The organism is Aquimarina besae, from assembly GCF_042434905.1.
In the GTDB taxonomy this organism is placed as follows: domain Bacteria; phylum Bacteroidota; class Bacteroidia; order Flavobacteriales; family Flavobacteriaceae; genus Aquimarina.
The window spans coordinates 1,038,978-1,059,789 of record NZ_CP170199.1 but is presented as its reverse complement, the minus strand read 5'-3'; the positions used below and the strand labels follow the sequence as shown (position 1 = coordinate 1,059,789).

Sequence of the window (20,812 nt, the reverse complement as noted above, 5' to 3'; positions counted from 1 at the left end):
TTATTGAGGGTTTTCTGCAAATTCTATTCTAAAACCTATATCGGTAATTCCTTCTAAAGAGTTGATTCCAAATGTCTCGCCATTTTTTCTCATTGCATGTTGAAGTGTTACTTTATATGCTCCTTTTTCTGAAAAAACTACATTTTCTTTATACCAAAGTTTACTTTCTTTCAGGTCTGTAAAACCGGTACCCAACCATTCTCCATTTGGTTTTGCCATTTCATATTCCAAAGTATCTGTAATGATCTTTCCATTAGGAAATTCCATCTCACTAATCAAAAATAAATTACTAAACTTATAATCATTGGTATTTCTTATATTTATGAAAAGATGATATTGTTGTAGAGAATCCAGTTCTGGTAAGACAAAACTAATTTTTTCATCTTTTTCCCAAGAATCAGACACCGTTTTATACTCGTCAAAAACCCGTGTATCATCACAAGAAACAAGACCAATTATCAGAAAAAGTATTGAAAAAAACCTAAGATTTATCATTATTCTTACGCTGCTGCGGTTTACGCTTTCTATTGCGTTGATTTTGTTTTCTATTTGTGTTTTTGTTTTCTTGATTACCTTCTTTCGATTTTTGTGGAGTAGGTTTTTGTTTCTCTACTGCTACTTTCTTCTTATTTACATTTCGATTTTTATTCCTTCTCCTTTTACTCCTTTTAGGTTGATCAAATCGTGTTAAACTATCCTGTCCTACAACGTTTTCAAAATCTACTTTAGTATCTTCGATAAGCTCTGATGCAAACTCTTCTAGACTTGGTACTTTTTCTTTCTTTTTATTAGCCTCTATGATCTCATTTGCGTGATCTGCTGATATCTTGTGCCAATTCATCCACTCTCCTTCATAGGCATACCATAAATATCCTTTGAAAATATCAATTTTCTGGCATACTGCTATCCCTTTTTCGGTTTGGAGTTTAATCTCAGTTTTTGGAAACTCTTTTAAAGCATCTATATAAGCATCTAGCTCGTAATTAAGGCAACATTTAAGTTTTCCACATTGCCCGGCTAGTTTTTGAGGATTCAAGGATAATTGTTGATATCTCGCTGCGCTTGTATTTACAGATCTAAAATCTGTAAGCCAGGTAGAACAACACAGCTCTCGTCCACAAGAACCAATACCACCTAATCGAGCAGCTTCCTGACGAAAACCTATCTGACGCATTTCTATTCTAGTGCCAAATTCCTGTGCAAACTCTTTGATCAATTGTCTGAAATCTACACGTTCTTCTGCTGTATAATAAAAAGTACATTTTGAACCATCTCCCTGAAACTCGATATCAGAGATTTTCATTTGTAACTTTAATCGAATAGCAATTTCTCTTGATCGCACTTGTATAGCTTGCTCGCGATCTCTGGCTTTTTGCCAAATATCAATATCTTTCTGAGAAGCCTTTCGATACACTTTTCTGACATCCTCACTATCAATATCTACCTTTTTCTTTTTCATTTGGATACGAACCAATTCTCCCGTTAAGGATACAATACCTACATCGTGGCCTGGTGAAGCTTCAGTAGCCACAATATCTCCGATGCTTAAAGATAGATTTTCTGTATTCTTGAAAAAGCTTTTTCGCCCGTTTTTAAAGCGAACTTCTACACAATGAAAAGGTGCTACACCACTAGGTAGTGACATATTTGATAACCAATCAAAAACGGTTAATTTATTACAACCATCTGTACCGCACGTACCATTATTCTTACACCCTTTTGGTTGTCCGTCTTTCCCGGAGGAACAACTACTACACCCCATATGCTCTTACTATATTGAAATTTGCCTGTGATTAAAAACACAGCAAATATGATTCTTACTTGGATCAAATACTTTCGCATTTGATATCTTAATCGATAAAGATACTATGATTTCTTTTAAAACCATAGCATCTAAATCATTTTAGCATTACTGCTTATATTTTAGCACTTCAGAACGACCTTTCTTAAAAATTTTATTACTATTTCCTTTACCTTTTCTTAATGCTTTCTGTTCTTCATAAGGGAGACTATTAATTTCTTTACATTCTGTAGAGCAACAATTATCCATAGCAGTGGCACAAGCTTCACATTGAATAAACAATAAATGACACGCTTCATTTTCGCAATTTACATGTGTATCACAAGGGTTTCCACACTGGTGGCAATTAGAAATAACGTCATCAGAGATTCTTTCTGATCTTCGATGATCAAAAACAAAGTTTTTCCCCAGGTATTTGTTTTCCAGTCCCTTTTCTTCAACTTGCCTGGCATATTCTATGATGCCACCTTCTAACTGAAATACATTTTTAAAACCTTTGTGTTTATAGTACGCACTTGCTTTTTCGCATCGGATTCCACCAGTACAATACATCACCAGTTTTTTATCTTCTTTATGATCTTTTAAATCCTCTTCAATAATATCCAAAGAATCTCTAAATGTATCCACATCCGGTGTTATGGCTCCCTTAAAGTGGCCTATCTCACTCTCATAGTGATTACGCATATCCACCAATACGGTATCAGGATCTTCAATCAATTGATTAAACTTCTCTGCATCAACGTGAACTCCTTTATTGGTTACATCAAAAGTTTCATCATTTAAACCATCAGCCACAATTTTTTTCCTGATTTTAACTTTCAGTTTCAGAAATGATTTTATGTCTTGCTCTCTAGCAATATTTAATCGTACATCCTCCAGAAAAGAAATACTGTCTAAATGCTTTTTGAATGCTTCAAAATTTGGTGCTGGAACAGACAATTGAGCATTGATACCTTCATTAGCTACATAAATTCGGCCAAGAACGTCTAGTTCGTTCCAATGTATAAAAAGATGATTTCTAAAAATTTCGGTATTTCCGATATGTGCATATTTATAAAAGGAGAGCGTAAGACGTTCGGTACCGGCTTCGTCGATAAGAGCAGCTCTCTCTTTTGCACTTAATGTATTGTACAGTTGCATGCTATACTAATGTTTTTAAGTTAAAAAAAGAAATTATTTAATTTTTGCAAAAGTACAAATAGCCTATTTAATAAACTAATTGATTATTGAATGCGTAAAACTATTACTACATCATAAGAAAAATGAAATCAAGAATTATTTAATTTTTTTGAAAAATGTGGGTAACAAAAATAATCATTTGGTAACAACACAATTATTAAACATAAAATAAATAGAATCATGATTAAAAAAATTCAAAACTTAAACAAGGTAAAACAGATTCAAAGAAATGAACAAAAAAATATTACTGGAGGTAAATTACCATTAGGAGGAAAAGTAGCTGTTTGGTGCAGGTGTTCAGATGGAAAATCTTGGTACGTAGGGTCAGCAAGTGTGAACAATCACGCTGCAATACAGAGTCTGGGAGATCAATGCACTGCAGATGGTGGAAATGCTTGGGCAGAGGAATTCTAAATTATAATCCTATTACAATTGAAACTAAAAAAAATGCCTTGAAAACCACTTCAAGGCATTTTTTGGGCTAATTCGTTATTTAATTAATTTACTTAATCTAAACGACTAATCTTTAAATAACGAAGCTAGCCACCATCAACTATACAATTACTAATTGCAGTAATTGTATATCCATCAAGGTTGTGTCTTACGACTCTTTTAAGAAACTTCATCTACATCCTCCTTCCTCACAGTTTGTTCTAGTTTTGCTTTTTAAGTAGATGCGGGATGATAAAAAAGGTTGCGTTATGATTTTTAAAAAAATATTACCGTTTTTGACAGTCACTAGTCATTGTTAATAAATTAGTTGGATAAGTATAATTTTTGAAACGGGTATGCAAAAAACTTGTAGTATTTTAGCGAAAATCAATTACAAAAGAAAGTGAGCGCATGAGTACTGAAAAAGAAAAAGATGCAAAACTAAAAGCGTTAAAACTAACTTTAGACAAGCTAGATAAATCCTACGGAAAAGGAACCGTGATGAGGATGGGTGATTCTGCAGTTCAGGAAGTAGAAGTAATATCTACCGGATCGCTTGGATTAGATTTGGCGCTTGGTGTAGGAGGATATCCAAGAGGTAGAGTAATCGAGATTTTTGGTCCGGAATCTTCGGGTAAAACAACACTTACAATTCACGCAATTGCTCAAGCACAAAAATCTGGTGGAATTGCTGCTTTTATAGATGCAGAGCACGCCTTTGATCGTTTTTATGCAGAAAAATTAGGTGTGGATATAGATAATCTTATTATTTCTCAACCTGATAACGGGGAACAAGCATTAGAAATTGCCGATAACTTAATCCGATCAGGAGCAATTGATATTATTGTTATTGACTCTGTAGCTGCCTTAACTCCAAAAAGTGAGATTGAAGGAGAAATGGGAGATTCTAAGATGGGACTACACGCCCGATTGATGTCTCAGGCATTGAGAAAATTAACCAGTTCTATTAGTAAAACAAATTGTACTGTAATCTTTATCAACCAGCTGCGTGAAAAAATAGGAGTTATGTTTGGTAATCCGGAAACTACCACTGGTGGTAATGCACTTAAGTTTTACGCTTCTGTTCGTTTAGATATCAGAAGATCTACCCAGATAAAAGATAGTAATAGCGAAGTACAAGGAAATAAAACACGTGTAAAAGTTGTTAAAAATAAGGTTGCACCACCATTCAGAACAGCAGAGTTTGACATTATGTACGGAATGGGTATATCCAAAACCGGTGAGATTATAGACATTGGCGTGGATTATGAAATCATTAAAAAGAGCGGTTCTTGGTTTAGTTATCAGGACACAAAATTAGGTCAGGGACGAGATGCCGTAAAAGCATTACTCAATGACAATCCGGAACTAATGGAGGAACTCGAAGAGAAAATAAAAGAAGCCATAAAGATTGTTAATGAATAATCTATCCTTCTTGTTGAAATATTAAAATCCCGAGCCTTCGGGATTTTTTTATATCTTATATTGTTAATTATTAATAGTAAAATATAAGAACCTCTTAAGCAATTTTCAGGAATCAAAAAATTATTCAGTAACAACGCAACCAACTCAACATAGCCGCATCTAAATAGTACAATTTGGTATGTAGAACCCCAAAAGTTATGAATATGAAAAAGATACAAATAATTGCATTGATTATTTTGACCTGTTGTTTGTCAAGTTGCTTGAATGACGATAATGATGGCATTATTTTCTCTTATGAGTTGGTGCCAATCGAAGAAGTAGATATTCCGGATCAGTTTATTAGAGGAGAAACCTATGAAATTACGGTCTCCTATTTTAGACCATCTGATTGCCATTCTTTTAGTGGATTTGATTACGACAGGCTTGCTAATGAACGTACGGTTTCTGTGGTCAATGTGGTAGTCAATGATCGTGAATGTGAAGATCTTGCTCAAACTGATTTAATCGATGCATCACTGAACTTTTTAGTTGGAATAGAAGAATCATATGTCTTTAGATTTTGGCAAGGAAGAAATGATCAAGGCGAAAATCAATTTCTGATCCGAGAAGTCCCTGTTGTAGATTAAAGCCTCAGTTGTACTATATTAACCAAAACAAAAACTGTTCGTGAGTTTAGACCAACTCATAAAAAAATGTAAAAAACAAGATGCTAAGGCACAGGAACAACTGTATAGGCTATATGGTAGTAAGTTATTTTCTATCTGTCTGAAGTATTCTTACAACTACGCAAGTGCAGAAGACACCTTGCAGGATGCCTTTATTACAATTTTTGATAAAATAGAGCAGTACAAAAACAAGGGCTCTTTTGAAGGATGGATGAAACGAATCACCATCAATACCGCTTTACAAAAATATCGCAAACAAAAAGTTTTCGAAATTATTGGTGAGGAACAGATAGAAGAGGTAGAAGTAGAAGTGGATGAAGATAATGTATCGTTAGATTATCTTTTACAAATTATTCAGCAGTTACCGGACCGATATCGATTGGTTTTTAATCTTTATGTATTAGATGGTTATTCTCATAAAGAAATTGCCGGAATGTTAGATATTTCTACAGGTACTTCAAAATCAAATTTGGCACGAGCCAGAAAAATTTTAAAAGAAAAAATAGAAACCAATCAAGAACATCACGTTCAGTCAATTGAAGGATGAATATGAGTGATAAAAAAAATATAGATAGACTGTTTCAGGAGAAATTCAAAAATTTTGAAGTTACTCCTGATGATGCTGTCTGGAAAAAAATTCAGGCACGAAAAAATAAGGATCGCAAACGAGTAATACTTTTACCTTTTTGGTACCGCGTTGCTGGAGTTGCCGCATTAATTGCTGTAATCTTATCTGTAGGCTCAGTCCTATTAACAGACAATACCAAAATTGATACTATTGTAGTTAATGAAAAAGAAGAAGACATAACTCCTAAATTAGATCAAAAGAAAAGAGATAATCGTTCGCAAGATGTATTTGTAGATACACCAGAACGTAAAGAAGCTGATTATACAGATGGAACTTCAAAAAGCTCGAATGCAAATAATGAGGCCGTCACTAATAATTCACTAAAGACAAATGATAAAAAAGATACTTCTTTAGATACTAAAATAAATAATAAGAGTTCATTCCCAAAAGCAAATAATGATGCACTAATAACTCAAAACACAAACAAGAAAGAAATTCAAGACACTTCGCCTAGAGAAAAAAATGCAGTTATCGTTGGATCAGATGATAAGAGAAAGGATGAAATAATCCTTGATCGACAAATGGATGTCGCAAGAACCGTAACTGACAAACAAAATCCAAAAACGGTAGATGATACTACTAGAACAGCACAAATTACCACAGGAATAGCAACAAATAACACTTTTGCCAATAAGGAATCAACAGACATAATTGAAGACACCAGTGAATATCTACAAGATCCAGACGAAGATCCAAATAAAGGCAAAGAGTTCATAGCAAATAATACAAAAGACGCCAGTACCGAAACTAAAAAAGAAGTTTCTGACCAAATTACTGATCAATATCCAGATGACGGCAAGAAATCAATTTTTGATGCGATCAAAGAAAAAGAAGAAAGGGAAGCTATAGCAGAGGAGACAAACGAAGGAAAAAAATGGAATATTTCTCCTAATGTTGCTCCGGTATACTATGATTCATTTGGAGGATCTTCTATTGATCCTCAATTCTCTGATAATAACAAGCAAGGAGAAGTCAACCTCAGTTATGGTATTCAAGTAGCATATGCTATTAATAAACGACTCATCGTGCGATCAGGCATCAACAAAGTAGATGTAGGTTACAATACAGAAGACGTAGGATTCGGAATTTCATCTGTTACCAGAGGAGAAAATAGTTTTACAAATACCCAAAGTATTATTGTATCAGATTATCAAAGTGCGACAGCGAATTTTGCTCCGGCACCGGTAGACATTAACGATGAAATTTTGGTGAAATCTCAAAACCCAGGATTGCTCAATCATAGTATTGGATATATTGAGGTGCCATTAGAGCTTAAGTATGCACTGACCGATTCTAAAATTGGAATTCACATGATAGGCGGAATAAGTACTTTATTTCTAGAAGATGATGAAGTATCTATCATTGCAGGAAGTTTTAGGAATGATAATGTTGCAAGGGATCAAACGGTTAATGATGTAAGCTTTAGTGGAAATGTTGGTATAGGTTTTGATTATAAACTTTCAGATCAATTTAAGATCAATATGGAGCCTATCTTCAAATATCAATTCAATGGATTTAGGGATAGCGCACAAGATTTTAGACCTTACTATTTCGGCATATATACCGGTGTAAGTTTTAAGTTTTAATACAACGAAAAAGAAAAGTAACTATATGTGTTTTAGATTATTTTAGTTGGTTAGGTTGAATTATTGCTCTAGGGAAGCAATGATGACAAAGCTGTTTCTGGGGAGGAACAGCTTTTGTTTTTTCTTAAACCACTTTCAAATTAAAATTTACCCGATTGAAGCTTATCCAATATAACTTTATGAGTAGATGCTTTTAGTTCTTTTTTATTTTCCTGAGTAAACCCTTTAGTTGGAATTTCTTTATGAATAAAAGCCCTCATTTTTCCGGGGCTTCCACTAAAAAATGTGTATGAAAATCGTTTCTTATTATCAAGAAAAGTTAATGGGAGTATCGATATTTGATGATCGATTGCTAATCTAAAAGCTCCATCCTTAAACTCATCCAAAATGATAGATTCATCTTCTGGCACACCACCTTCAGGAAAAATGCAAATACTTGTGCCGTCGTGTAGCCTGGCTTGTGCCCTGTCAAAAACTTCTTTCCTGCTTTTTTGGCTATTTCTATCCACCAAAATACAAGTTCGTTTATAGAAAAAACCAAAGATCGGAATCTTTGTTAATTCTTTTTTACCGACAAAAACAAAAGGGTTTTTGACACAATAAAGCATCAGCATAATGTCTGCCATAGAAGTATGATTGGCTACAAACATGTAACTCTTATGTATATCTAGATCAGCTTCTTTTTTTACTCGTGGAACAAAACCTGTACCGTACAATACGATTTTAGCCCAAAATCTGGCTACTTTAAAAAACTGTGCATACCATTGCTCTCTGGAAGTAAGAATTAATAATACAGGAAACATCATAATAATGGGAATTCCCATCATTATATAAAACCAAATTCTCCAAAGAAGAATTAATATGTATCTAAGGATAAACATAGCCGCAAAAATACGCAATTGCTTTGAGCTATGTGAACAAAAAAATTACCTTTGCGACAAACTATAAAATTACTATGGCAAGAATTCTAACAGGGGTCCAAAGTACTGGAACGCCTCATTTGGGAAACTTATTAGGAGCAATCATCCCTGCGATTCATATGGCTAATGAACCAGAGAACGATTCTTTTTTATTTATTGCAGATATGCATTCTTTAACACAAATTAAAGATGCTAAAACATTAAGAGAGAACACCTACTCTACTGCCGCCACTTGGCTTGCTTTTGGTTTAAACATAGAAAAAACGGTTTTTTACAGACAGAGCGATGTACCGCAAGTAACAGAATTGGCTTGGTATCTTAATTGCTTTTTCCCTTATAAGAGACTAACCCTGGCACATTCATTTAAGGACAAAGCAGATCGGTTAGAAGATGTCAATGCTGGATTATTTACCTATCCTATGTTAATGGCTGCAGATATCTTGCTATATGATGCAGAAATTGTTCCTGTAGGAAAAGACCAGGAACAACATTTAGAATTTACCCGAGATGTCGCAGAAAGAATACACAATAAAGTGGGAGAAGTATTTGTGTTGCCAAAAGCGCAATTTCGTTCAGAAACTATGCACGTACCCGGAACTGATGGTTCTAAAATGAGTAAATCTAAAGGGAATACTATTAATTTATTTTTACCGGATAAAAAGTTACGCAAAACGATTATGGGTATCCAGACAGATAGTACCCCGTTAGAAGAGCCTAAAAATCCAGATACTTGTAATGTATTTGCCTTGTATCAGTTGGTCGCAACCGAAAATGAAATATCTGAGATGAGAGCAAATTATCAAGGAGGAAACTACGGTTATGGTCACGCAAAACAAGCTCTATATGAGCTCTTAATAAATAAATTCTCTGAAGAACGGTCGCGCTATAATTACTATATGGAAAATCTGGAAGAAGTAGATAAAGCACTAGCCATAGGTGCTAAGAAAGCATCTGAGGTTGCGTCTAAAGTCCTTTCAAGAGTACGTGAAAAAATTGGGTACTAACCACTGTTTTTCAATGAATATAACAGACTAAAAGAGTCTAATTATCGGTAGCGTCATCAAAAATAGCTCTTAACTTATCAAGAAATCTTCATATGCTGAAGTGCTAATGAATAGAATCACCCTTGTAAATTTTCATTTCTAATAATGAATATTGTTCTGAAACTTTAATAGGATCATTATTGGTTTTACTCTTAAGGTGTTTATTGAAAAAGGCTAAAAGTACTTCATTTGTGATTTTTAGACCTAGTTTGGGATCTATACTGCCAGTTCCGGCTAGCGATCGCATTGGAATCATTAAAGGTATATCCATAAAATTGGAATGGCCGGATGTAAGTAATTTACCTTCGTAGAAATAATCAGTGCTCTTATTAATATACGTATGAGCATTAATATTTTCGTGCTCTTCTGGCCAATCGGAAGAAAGTAAAAGAAATGGCTTTTGAAATGTAGCGTCCATCATTTCTCCCCACTGGATTCCATCGATATTTGCGGCTACCTTGATCCTATCATCCTTTAAGGCAGTTTGACCCGCTGCTCCCCCTCCTCTAGAATGGCCAAAGACTCCTATCCTATCCAAATCGATGTGGTCTTTAAAAAAAGCATCTGTATTCATAGATTTCAGCTGATCTATTACGGATATCAAATCTTTGGACCACCTTTCTACGATATGAGTTACAAAATAATCTTTAGAAGCTTCTCTAATAATTTTATGTCCGTTGTCAAAAGAAATACTATCTGAAAATGCATTTTTAATAGCCATAATATGTTCTATAGATGATACCTCTTCTTGATATTGATACTCATAATCGAAAAATTTCATAGTACCATCTGGAAATGACGTTCCTAAGCTCTCATATGTATGTGATACGTTTGCAACTATGTATCCGTGGCTTGCAATCTCTGTTAACATTGCATAATATCCTGTTGATATTGAGCCGTAACCAGGAGAAAAAATTAGAACAGGGAATGCACCGTTTGAAATAGCTGCCTCTTGATACACATTTGTTTTAATACGATCTAAATAGTTTATGGTAAAAGAAGGTAAAATACCCATACTATATTTATTAATAAAACCAAGTCGATTTGCTTGATCTACATATGGTTCTCTTTTCTCCTCTGAGATTTTATCCGTAGGATACCACATTTTTACCATTAATTCCCTTTTATCTAATGGATCTGTTGTAATTACTTCATCTCGGTTTGTTTTAATATCAATCCATTTACTACCTACGTGATACGTGCCAGTAGGTTCTGGTAATGAAAAAATTGGTAGAAAAAGTGGCAAAAACCACGCTACAGATAGAATTACCAAAAACGATATATAACCAAATGCCCGGGAAAAAGTGAGTTTTGGAACTTTAACCACCCGAATACGTTGGACTCTATAGATTAAAAGAAAAATTAGCGCGTATGCCGGAATCATTTGCCAACGCCAATTATCTATTAAAATATGTAATAGAAATAATAGTAAAAGAAAATATGGTATATATTTCTTTCGTATCTTTTTAATCAGTGGCCTTTTAATAAAAGGTATAATTGTGACTGTAAATAGCAAAAACATTTCGAAAGTTGTCATTTCTTTTAAGAATCAAGGTTTTACTGCAATATTCTTAATTTACTTATACTATTCTTTTTTAAGCGACAGACAACGATTTTTAAAGGCTTTTCTCCTCTTTTAACGCTTTGATATCAGTTGTAATTATAATTAAAACTTAATTTTAAAACTAAAAAAATAGTTCAAACTAAAAAAATAGTTTATATTAGCAAACTCAAACTCAAACTAAAATTTTAGTTTGAGTTTTTAAACTTACTATATGAAACAGTTGACCAAAGCAGAAGAAGATATTATGAAAATTCTCTGGAACCTAGAGGAAGGCAGTGTGGTTTCCATCCTTGAACAATTGCCAGAACCTAAACCGGCATACAACACAGTTTCTACTATTGTAAGAATATTAGAAGATAAAGGCTTTGTCAACTACAGGAAAGAAGGAAGAATTCATATTTATATACCGCTAGTTAAAAAATCAGAGTATAGTAATCAAAGTATCAACAAATTGATTGATGGTTATTTTCAAGGATCTTTTAAGAGTATGGTTTCTTTTTTTATGAAGAAAAACGACATCAGTATTGCGGAAATGGAAGCAGCCATGAAAGAAATAAATAAAGAAGAAGAATAATATGATCCATTATATACTACAAATCATAGGGTTTCAATTACTTTTTTTAGTAACCTATGATCTATTCTTCAAAAAGGAAACATTTTTTAACTGGAATAGAGCGTATCTTCTCATCACCCCTATTCTAAGTTTCTTGCTTCCTATGATTCGATTAGATATTATACGACATAATATACCCTCTGAATATAACATACAATTACCTGAAGTATTGATTACAAATTCTCCTATGCAGGTACATCTTTTACCCGAAGTTGTAATAGGGTCCGAAAATAGTATATCTAATTATATTTCTTTGATCCCAATTTTTGGGTATTTATGGTATATCGGAATTACAATCAGCTTCATTTTATTTTTTTATAAAGTTTTTAAAATCATTAAGTTAAAAAGGTCTGGAAACAAGATAAATACAAAAAACATTACGCTGGTTTTCCTACCTAACACCACTACTGCATTTTCGTTTTTCAACACCATTTATATTGGCAGCAATCTTTCGGAACTAAAAAAGACCAACGTTCTACTTCACGAAAAAATCCATGTAAGAGAATACCATTCTATTGACCTTATTTTCTTTGAAATCTTACGAATTATATTTTGGTTTAACCCTTTGATCTACATATATCAAAACAGAATGGCAATGTTGCAGGAATATATCGCTGATGCAAAAGCAATCGCAGAGACCAGCAAAAAAGAATATTATCAGGACCTGCTATCCCAGGTTTTCCAGACGGAGAAAATTTCATTTATTAATACATTTTTTAATCATTCATTAATCAAAAATCGACTAGTTATGTTACAAAAATCAAAATCAAAGAAAATCTTTCAATTAAAATATTTATTATTAATACCTGTGGTGTGTATAATGTTAGTATACACTTCTTGTACTGAAGATGCTAATGCGCAGTTAGCTAATAGCTCAGATAATGTATCAAAATCTGAAAGTTTAATCCTGCGTAACATTTCTGTATTAAAGGAATCTATTGCCGCAAAAGGAGAAATGACAGAAGAAGAAAGAAAAGCACTAAAAGGCTTACTATTATTAACCACAGAAAACGGTTTTTCTGAACCTTTTTTCAAAGATGTAGTGGAATATGCTGAAATTCCTTTTGGAGTTATCGAAAAAGTCCCTGTATATCCGGGTTGCGAAAACCTATCTCCAGTGGAGGCAAAAAAATGTTTTTCTAAAAATGTTAATCAGTTAGTAGGAAGTAAATTCAACACTGAAGTAGGAAAAGAATCTGGCCTTACCGGACGTCAAAAAATTCTTGTAAAATTCAAGATAGACAATCAAGGTAATGTTGTAGATGTTGCAGCAAGAGGCTCGTTACCAGAATTAGAAACCGAAGCAATACGCGTGATTAACCAATTACCCAAAATGATACCAGGAGTACAAGATGGAGTCAATGTTGGGGTGATGTATTCTCTACCTATCATTTTTGAGATAAAAGAATAAACATAAATCTTTAAATTCAAGATAAAAGGCTGGCAGAGTTCTGAAACTCCGCCAGCCTTTTCTATTCGCCAACATCTATTTGTCTACTGTCGTTCAAATCCTTTTTCTACAGAAAGTATAGCATTAAATGTTCCGTTTTCCCTATTAATTATAACAGGATATTTACCAGCTTTAACGATGTTTCCATGAAGACCAAGCTCTTTAGAAGTCTCTGCATCTAGAATAAGATCTTCTTCCAGCTGAAATGTATTATCTCTTAAGAAGCCTTCATCTTGATAAAACTGTAATCCTGCAATACCTTCATTGAGCGCAAAAGGAAATACATTTTCTCTCGGATCTATTTCCAGCTCTAGTTTATCTCTAAAGGAAATAAATTCTTTAGGATCAAGCTTTTCATAAATGATCCATGGATCGAATATTTCTATCCAGCAAGGAACAAAATAACAAGGGTCATAAATTAATTCTGGTATACATATTTTATATATATCACATATTCCGGGAAATTGTCTATAACATTTCCCTCCAAACTTCAGACCTGGTCTTACAAAATAAAAACATCGCCCCCAATGAGCTTTTCCAGTAGCTTCGTCGATGCTACTATTATCCAATTCCAAAGATTCTTCTACAATAGTATTATCTACCGTCTCTTGATCACATGCACAGAAAACACCAAGTGTCAATACTGCAGCAAAAAAAATTACTTTTTTCATATTATTTAGGTTTTAAGATTAAAAAATCCCCATCACAATTGGTCGTTGGCATTCCAATCGTTATGGGGATATATGTTGTAACAACTCTTTAATTCCAATTATTCTAAGAAGCTGTCTTTTTATAATAAATTAAAGTCGGGAAAATATGATGCTAAAGTACTGTGTATATAAACCTAAGTCACGGGGCTAACACCTGTTTTTGGTCAGGTTATTTGACTAAATTATGTTAAAAAAGTAAGTTACGAAACTAATACTCCTCGTTGTTGCATCACTGGTAAATCACGAAAAGCCTTTTCGTTAATCGTATTTTTTCTGAAAAGATATTTCTTATCATATAGCTTTCCTTCAGAGAAGAAAGTAACAGAGAATTCATTATTCATAACAAACAATTCTTCCTGAATCATTTCGATTTTAGCAGATGATTTGGCATTAACAGTTCCTATACCGTGTCTAAGCAGAGAAGTCTTTCTTTCGGTATCAAACCCTTTGGTAACTACCATAACCATCTCTATGGGTGTTTCTTGATCATTAATGATATAAGAATTCCAATCATATCCTCCAAACTCTTCATTCCATTCTTTCAAAACGGCGATGTAGACATTTTTTACAATGGGTATTTCTATATCCTTTTTCAATTATAGTGCAGACTTAAATTGTTCCAGAAAACGCACATCATTTTCACTTAACATACGTATATCTGAGATACCATATAATAACAACGCTATTCGGTCAATTCCCATTCCAAACGCAAATCCGCTATATACCGTGGGATCGATATTACAATTTTTTAGAACGTTAGGATCAACCATTCCACAACCCATAATTTCTAACCAACCCGTTCCCTTGGTCATTTTATAATCGGTTTCTGTTTCTAATCCCCAATATACATCTACCTCAGCACTTGGCTCTGTAAATGGAAAATAAGAGGGTCGTAACCTGATCTTAGACTTACCAAACATTTCTGTAGTAAAATATTGCAATGTTTGCTTTAGATCAGCGAATGAAACATCTTTATCAATATACAATCCTTCTACCTGATGAAAGAAACAATGAGATCTGGCTGATATAGCTTCATTACGATACACCCTACCAGGAGAAATCGTTCTGATTGGTGGCTTATTCTCTTCCATATATCGTACCTGAACGGAAGAGGTATGAGTTCTAAGCAAAATATCCGGATCCGTCTGAATAAAAAAAGTATCCTGCATATCACGCGCCGGATGGTATTCTGGCAAGTTTAATGCTGTAAAATTGTGCCAATCGTCTTCAATCTCCGGACCTTCACTGACATTAAAACCTATTCTAGAGAATATATCTATAATTTGATTTTTTACCAAAGAAATAGGATGGCGAGAACCTAAAGCAATTGGTTCTGCCGGTCGAGTTAAATCTCCATATGCTCCTTTATCTTCTTCTTTAGATTCTAGTTCATCTTTTAACGAGTCAACTTTTTCCTTTACTTTATTTTGAAGATTATTTATAGTTTGACCAAATTCTTTCTTCTGATCATTTGCTATGTTTTTGAATTCCTCAAAATAATCTCTAATAATTCCTTTACGGCCTAAAAACTTAATTCTGAATGCTTCAACTTCTTCTTTAGTCTTAGCAGAGAAATCCTCAACTTCTGAGATATATTCTTTAATCTTATCGATCATGATCTTTTTCTTAATAGAGGGCAAATTTAAGATTTGTACTTCAAAAATGTAGTATTATCACCATAAAATGTATCTTTTTCGGAAAAATCATCCTTCTTGAAGGATTTTGCTTTCTTTTAGGTTATCTCTATACACATATAACATCAAAAAGAAAACAGATATTCCGCCGCAAACATGCCATAACCAATGCGTACCCATATAAAAAATATCTGTTTTCCAGAACGTATCAGCACTTCTAAAGCTTATGGCTATTGTAAAGAACAAAAAAGCCAGAATAATCATTTCTTTATATCTTCCGTTTGTCTTAATCAGATACAAAATAATAGGAAGCAATACCGTTATTGCCGTAATCACATATCCTAGTGATATTCTCAAAGCCATAGGAATAGGCAACATACGCACCGCAAATGAAACACCAAAAATTAAGATAAAAGCTAACAACCTTTTTTTCCAATCTTTATATAGTTTAAAAATGAAATAAAAAACAGCCGACATACATAAAATCATAATCGGTACCCAATCCATAAACAACCATATTTGATGACTTCTGGTACCGTGAAACATGGTTCCTCCGATAAATCCAATAGTGAGAATAGGCAAGCTGAGCGCTATAAATAAATGTTGCTTGGGAAGTCTATATACACGAATTGAGAAATATATAATGATGATTAAGAAAACAAGGTTGCTAATTGTATTGAAAGGCTCTACCGGCAACCTACCCATTATCGTTTCCTGATATATTGGACCGGTGTCATTAGGAATATTAAAATCATTAATCATTTTTGTAAGCATTTCTTTTTGTTTTAAAGGTAAGGAAATGACCAAAATTGTGATGCTTATCGGTAGTGATTTCTAAACTCAAACAAATAATAATACCTTTATAATCAGATAGGTACATGTTTTAATATTCTTTTAAGAAAAAAAAGTCGAACGTACGTTAAAGCTCGTTAAAAACTTTGACAAACCAGAAGAAATTAGTTATATTTAAGTAGAACTTAATAAAAATATTATAAGATATAACCAGTCTATAGTTTTCCCCAAAATAATGTTTCGTAACCAATAGATGCAAACAAATGGTATTTGGCTAAAAGTTAGTCACAATTCAATGTTTAATTTAAAAAAATGTCGATATGAAAAAGTTATTTTTTGGAATCCTAATCATAGACATGAAAGGATTAAAAGAATTAATAAGTAATCTTCCTTCGGCTTCTTGGTATGCTATGAGAAGATAATTACACTATTAATTTATGAACTATTCAATTACGTTCATCAATTCATAAAAAAAAGTATTCAAATGAATACTTTTTTTTATGAATTGATGTGTATTTATTTAAATCTTGATATATACATCTCTGTACTCAGTAGTTTGGTCACCAAAAGTATCTGAATATTCTATAGAAAAAGTATTTCCGGAAAAGGTAATTTCGTCAGTAATGGTATCACCTTCAACTATAAAAGTATAGATATTATTTCCTGTTTTTCGCCAAGTTCCGGTTTCAGTTTCTTCAACAAGTTGAACACAAACTCCAGTACCATCATCCTCAAAAAATGTTCCTTCATAGGTTCCGTTTATTCTAAAAGTTAGTACCCCTTCAAGATCACAAGGGTCAGAAGCAATTTCCACTCCGTTTTCAAACTCCTGTGATAATTGCCAAGAACCGACTAGTGGATCCTGTACTGTGCCATCATCATCATCATCCCCACAAGAAGTAATACAAAACGAAATAGTCGCGACAAATAATAATAGGATTTTTTTCATTATAAAATTTTGTTTATTTAGTATTCTTCCCTTAGATGATCATTCATAAGATTGGTTGCGTTGTGTTATTAAAAAATATATTCACTCGAAACAAAGTAACTTACGATGGCTTCTTTCATCAGGATAGATTGTTCTCCCGCTTTAAGATTAGGCAATTGCTCTTTTACAATATAATGCGGCCATCCATCTTCATCAAAATAATCAAACTCATAATAGCCATAGGGTTCTAAGAGTCTACAAATTGCAATATGCATCAGGTCTAACTTCTCATCTTTTTTAAATCTACGATGCACCTGACCCAATTCCTGAACCCCGATTAGATAAATAATCGCATCCAGGTCCAACTCATCTCCTTCTGCAAACTGTGCCGATAATTTTTGCACCAGCATCTCCCATCGCTTTTTTAATTTTTCGTCTCTAGACATTCAGCTTTTTTTGCAAAAATACGATTTGAAATGTTTATTAAAGAATTATTTATCCAACCATCTATGATTTGATAGAGGCTAAAATTTTGATTTAAAACATTATATTCGTCTAAACAAAACAAATCGATGAACTATATAGACATCATTTTAGGGATCTTGCTACTTTGGGGACTAATCAAAGGTTTCAGTAAAGGTCTGTTTGTCTCACTGGCATCTTTGGTTGCATTAGTAGCTGGAATCTATATATCCGTACACTTTTCTCATCTTGTAGGTGGATATTTAGAACAATATGTAGATTGGGGAGATGGCGCATTGAAACTCACTGCTTTTGCCATCACTTTTATAGCTGTGGTTATATTAATATCTGTAGCCGGAAAGTTATTGACCAAAATTGCAGATTTTGCCTCTCTCGGTATTCTTAATAAACTTTTGGGAGCAGCTTTTGGAGTATTAAAGTTTGCTTTTATAGCCAGTGTTGTCATTATTTTTATTGATGCTGGAAATAGAAGTTTAGGAATTATTAAAAAAGAGACTCTGGATTCTTCTATTCTTTATTCTCCTGTAAAAAAGTTAGCACCGATGGTACTACCCAATATTTTAAAAAGCGAACCTGCAGAAGATATTACAGATGAAAAAAAGACTTCTTAATTATTTTTTAAAAACATAAAAAAACCGATACTCTTGGGTATCGGTTCATTTTATTGAATTTTAGAAAACTATTTTTCAAAAAACCGAACGCTTCCATCATTAATATCATACATACCGCCCATAATCATAATTTCTTGATTATCTTCCATCTCCTTTAAGACACTACTTTTTTGACGAATATTATCGATCGTCATTTGTACGTTTTTAACGGCTACATCATTTACAAAATCAATATTTTTAGAGTTCCTTAAAGAACTATCTGATGGCTCACTAACCGCTTCTACGGCTGGCTTTATTTTACTTAATAATGCGGTAAGGTTTCCCAGTTTTGCATCATCACAGGCACCTTTTACAGCACCACAAGCAGTATGACCTAATACCAGTACTAATTTTGTGCCTGCTAGTTTGCAAGCAAACTCCATACTACCGAGAATGTCCTCGTTTACAAAGTTTCCTGCTACTCTGGCACTAAAAATATCTCCTATTCCTTGGTCAAAAATTAATTCTGAAGAAACTCTGGAGTCTATACAACTTAGAATTGTCGCAAAAGGAAACTGACCAGTTTTAGTATCACTTACCTGATCTAAAAGGTCTCTATCAGCCATTTTTTTATTCTGGAATCTTTTGTTACCATCCTTGAGCATTTGTAGTGCTATTTCTGGAGTAATAGCGCTTTGAGCATCTTTTGTTAGTGCTTTCATAATATGTTTTAAATTTTGGTTTATGCTGTTTTTTTTGGTCTTAACTTAAAAAATTCAATATAACTATCGGGGTTTTCTACTACTCCTCGATCCGATATTAAATGAATATTGATGCTTTTATTTTTAGCTTTTTCTGAAAAATCTTGTAAAATCTCTATAATATCATTATCCAAATATCTAGTGTTTCTAACATCTAAGGTTAGATCTGTATTCTCCGGTAACCTATCTAATTCTTTTAGAATTGCACCTTTGTTGAAAAAAGTAACCTCTTCTGCCAAGGTCATTTTAATTTTATGAGTTCCATTGCTTTTATCTTCTATATGTAAGAAGTGTGAATTTTGATAACTCTTATATAATATAATTACAATTCCTACGGCTAATCCCATTCCTATACCGATTAGTAGATCAGTAAATACTATACCTAATATTGTTACTATAAAGGGTACAAACTGTTTCCATCCTGCTGACCACATTGCTTTAAATGTTGAAGGCTTAGCTAATTTATATCCTACTATAAATAATATCGCAGCCAACACTGACAATGGTATCATATTTAATAATCCTGGAATCAGAATAACCGATGTAAGTAGAAAAAATCCGTGAACAATGGCAGACATCTTACTCTTTCCTCCTGATTGGATATTGGCAGAACTACGCACAATCACTTGTGTTATAGGTAGACCTCCAATTAATCCAGATATCATATTACCTGTTCCTTGCGCCAATAATTCTCGATTCGTTGGTGTTACTCTTTTTTCCGGATCGAGTTTATCTGTTGCCTCAACACACAATAATGTTTCTAAAGAGGCGACCAAGGCGATGGTAAATCCAGTAACCCAAATATCTGAACGCGTGATTACAGCAAAATTTGGAAAAGCAAACTGACTTAAAAAGCTTTCAAAATTATCAGGCACCGGTACAGAAACTAAATGCTCAGACGTTATACCCATAGAGCTGTCTTTGGTAAATACATAAAAAAGTATTCCTACTACTACTGCTACTAATGGGCCTTGAACTAATTGAAAAAATTTCCCTTTTTTAGATAAAACATTACTCCATAAAATTAAGATCCCCAAACCAATAAGTGCAACTATTGCAGCACCAATATTGAAGCTCCCGCTGAGCAGTGCATTTACAGTTTTTAGCAATTCTGTAAATGTATTTTCGCCATCAATTTGAAGAAAAGCAAAATCCCCTTCAGGATTTTCGTCTATACCAAAAAAGTAAGGTATTTGTTTTAGGATTATGATGATTCCGATTCCTGTAAGCATCCCTTTTATAACCGAAGAAGGAAAGTAATATCCTATAATACCTAGTTTTAAAACCCCAAAAATCAATTGGATCAGACCGCCTAACACAACCGCTACTAAGAAGTTTTCATAACTACCTAAAGAAGAAATCGCTGCCAAAACAATAGCAGCCAAACCTGCAGCAGGGCCACTAACACCAATTTGCGATCCACTTAAGGCACCAACAACAATCCCCCCTACAATTCCTGCGATAAGACCAGCGAAAAGCGGAGCTCCACTTGCAAGTGCTATACCCAAACAGAGTGGTAGTGCAACAAAAAACACTACAATACTTGCAGGGAGATCACTTTTTAAATTTTTAAACATATTCATAATTTAAATGATTAAAATACTGCCT

22 protein-coding genes are annotated in these 20,812 nt (G+C 33.5%); 9 read left to right on the top strand and 13 right to left on the bottom strand.

Annotation, left to right across the window (positions count from 1 at the left end):
- The 3 genes from ACE94K_RS04640 to ACE94K_RS04630 form a co-directional block, all read right to left on the bottom strand.
- Positions 1-495, bottom strand: a complete 495-nt coding sequence (locus ACE94K_RS04640) for a gliding motility lipoprotein GldH (protein WP_378180604.1) — start codon at positions 493-495, stop codon at positions 1-3.
- Entirely contained in the window at positions 482-1,762 is a 1,281-nt protein-coding gene (locus ACE94K_RS04635; RefSeq protein ID WP_378180601.1) for a stage 0 sporulation family protein, read from the bottom strand. The genes ACE94K_RS04640 and ACE94K_RS04635 overlap by 14 nt, the downstream gene beginning before the upstream one ends.
- Before the next feature lie 147 nt (positions 1,763-1,909).
- Positions 1,910-2,941, bottom strand: a complete 1,032-nt coding sequence (locus ACE94K_RS04630) for a rhodanese-related sulfurtransferase (RefSeq protein ID WP_378180599.1) — start codon at positions 2,939-2,941, stop codon at positions 1,910-1,912.
- A gap of 219 nt (positions 2,942-3,160) precedes the next feature.
- Between ACE94K_RS04630 and ACE94K_RS04625 the strand changes: the two genes are divergently transcribed.
- The 5 genes from ACE94K_RS04625 to ACE94K_RS04605 all read left to right on the top strand — a co-directional run bounded on the left by ACE94K_RS04625 (position 3,161) and on the right by ACE94K_RS04605 (position 7,716).
- Positions 3,161-3,394, top strand: a complete 234-nt coding sequence (locus ACE94K_RS04625) for a hypothetical protein (protein WP_378180597.1) — start codon at positions 3,161-3,163, stop codon at positions 3,392-3,394.
- 429 nt (positions 3,395-3,823) lie between these two features.
- Positions 3,824-4,837 (top strand): recombinase RecA, encoded by a 1,014-nt coding sequence (recA, locus tag ACE94K_RS04620; protein WP_378180594.1) that lies wholly within the window; start codon positions 3,824-3,826, stop codon positions 4,835-4,837.
- Positions 4,838-5,040: 203 nt separating this feature from the next.
- Complete coding sequence (locus ACE94K_RS04615) at positions 5,041-5,463, top strand: hypothetical protein (RefSeq protein WP_378180591.1); 423 nt, start codon at positions 5,041-5,043, stop codon at positions 5,461-5,463.
- A gap of 40 nt (positions 5,464-5,503) precedes the next feature.
- Positions 5,504-6,049, top strand: a complete 546-nt coding sequence (locus ACE94K_RS04610; RefSeq protein ID WP_378180588.1) for an RNA polymerase sigma factor — start codon at positions 5,504-5,506, stop codon at positions 6,047-6,049.
- 2 nt (positions 6,050-6,051) lie between these two features.
- Entirely contained in the window at positions 6,052-7,716 is a 1,665-nt protein-coding gene (locus ACE94K_RS04605; RefSeq protein WP_378180586.1) for a hypothetical protein, read from the top strand.
- A 140-nt stretch (positions 7,717-7,856) separates the two neighbouring features.
- Here ACE94K_RS04605 and ACE94K_RS04600 read toward each other — a convergent pair whose 3' ends face one another.
- Positions 7,857-8,597 (bottom strand): lysophospholipid acyltransferase family protein, encoded by a 741-nt coding sequence (locus ACE94K_RS04600; protein WP_378180584.1) that lies wholly within the window; start codon positions 8,595-8,597, stop codon positions 7,857-7,859.
- 74 nt (positions 8,598-8,671) lie between these two features.
- Here ACE94K_RS04600 and trpS point away from each other — a divergent pair, with 74 nt between their 5' ends.
- The gene (gene trpS, locus ACE94K_RS04595; protein ID WP_378180581.1) at positions 8,672-9,640 is read left to right on the top strand and encodes a tryptophan--tRNA ligase; all 969 of its coding nucleotides are present in this window, start codon (positions 8,672-8,674) and stop codon (positions 9,638-9,640) included.
- 103 nt (positions 9,641-9,743) lie between these two features.
- Here trpS and ACE94K_RS04590 read toward each other — a convergent pair whose 3' ends face one another.
- On the bottom strand, positions 9,744-11,216 hold the full coding sequence (locus ACE94K_RS04590) for an alpha/beta hydrolase family protein (protein WP_378180578.1): 1,473 nt from the start codon (positions 11,214-11,216) through the stop codon (positions 9,744-9,746).
- Positions 11,217-11,454: 238 nt separating this feature from the next.
- Here ACE94K_RS04590 and ACE94K_RS04585 point away from each other — a divergent pair, with 238 nt between their 5' ends.
- Both ACE94K_RS04585 and ACE94K_RS04580 read left to right on the top strand, forming a co-directional pair.
- The gene (locus ACE94K_RS04585; RefSeq protein WP_378180575.1) at positions 11,455-11,817 is read left to right on the top strand and encodes a BlaI/MecI/CopY family transcriptional regulator; all 363 of its coding nucleotides are present in this window, start codon (positions 11,455-11,457) and stop codon (positions 11,815-11,817) included.
- Between the two features lies 1 nt (position 11,818).
- On the top strand, positions 11,819-13,267 hold the full coding sequence (locus ACE94K_RS04580; RefSeq protein ID WP_378180572.1) for a M56 family metallopeptidase: 1,449 nt from the start codon (positions 11,819-11,821) through the stop codon (positions 13,265-13,267).
- 83 nt (positions 13,268-13,350) lie between these two features.
- On the opposite strand, the gene ACE94K_RS04575 is transcribed toward ACE94K_RS04580, so the two are convergent.
- From ACE94K_RS04575 to ACE94K_RS04550, 6 genes are all read right to left on the bottom strand, one after another.
- Positions 13,351-13,977, bottom strand: coding sequence for a hypothetical protein (locus ACE94K_RS04575; protein WP_378180569.1), 627 nt, complete (start codon positions 13,975-13,977; stop codon positions 13,351-13,353).
- 239 nt (positions 13,978-14,216) lie between these two features.
- Positions 14,217-14,612, bottom strand: a complete 396-nt coding sequence (locus tag ACE94K_RS04570) for a hypothetical protein (protein WP_378180566.1) — start codon at positions 14,610-14,612, stop codon at positions 14,217-14,219.
- Positions 14,613-15,632, bottom strand: a complete 1,020-nt coding sequence (pheS, locus tag ACE94K_RS04565) for a phenylalanine--tRNA ligase subunit alpha (RefSeq protein WP_378180564.1) — start codon at positions 15,630-15,632, stop codon at positions 14,613-14,615. It abuts the gene before it with no gap.
- Positions 15,633-15,719: 87 nt separating this feature from the next.
- Positions 15,720-16,424: a ceramidase domain-containing protein gene (locus ACE94K_RS04560; protein ID WP_378180561.1), complete on the bottom strand. Its 705-nt coding sequence runs from the start codon at positions 16,422-16,424 to the stop codon at positions 15,720-15,722.
- Positions 16,425-16,962: 538 nt separating this feature from the next.
- A complete protein-coding gene (locus tag ACE94K_RS04555) occupies positions 16,963-17,391 on the bottom strand; it encodes a lipocalin family protein (protein WP_378180559.1) in 429 nt (142 codons plus the stop codon).
- A gap of 68 nt (positions 17,392-17,459) precedes the next feature.
- On the bottom strand, positions 17,460-17,816 hold the full coding sequence (locus ACE94K_RS04550) for a hypothetical protein (RefSeq protein ID WP_378180556.1): 357 nt from the start codon (positions 17,814-17,816) through the stop codon (positions 17,460-17,462).
- A 126-nt stretch (positions 17,817-17,942) separates the two neighbouring features.
- On the opposite strand from ACE94K_RS04550, the gene ACE94K_RS04545 reads away from it, so the two are divergent.
- A complete protein-coding gene (locus ACE94K_RS04545; protein WP_378180553.1) occupies positions 17,943-18,464 on the top strand; it encodes a CvpA family protein in 522 nt (173 codons plus the stop codon).
- A 68-nt stretch (positions 18,465-18,532) separates the two neighbouring features.
- On the opposite strand, the gene ACE94K_RS04540 is transcribed toward ACE94K_RS04545, so the two are convergent.
- Together ACE94K_RS04540 and ACE94K_RS04535 are read right to left on the bottom strand one after the other, a co-directional pair.
- Entirely contained in the window at positions 18,533-19,165 is a 633-nt protein-coding gene (locus ACE94K_RS04540; RefSeq protein WP_378180550.1) for a carbonic anhydrase family protein, read from the bottom strand.
- A gap of 20 nt (positions 19,166-19,185) precedes the next feature.
- Complete coding sequence (locus ACE94K_RS04535) at positions 19,186-20,781, bottom strand: SulP family inorganic anion transporter (RefSeq protein WP_378184222.1); 1,596 nt, start codon at positions 20,779-20,781, stop codon at positions 19,186-19,188.
- Positions 20,782-20,812: the final 31 nt, after the last annotated feature.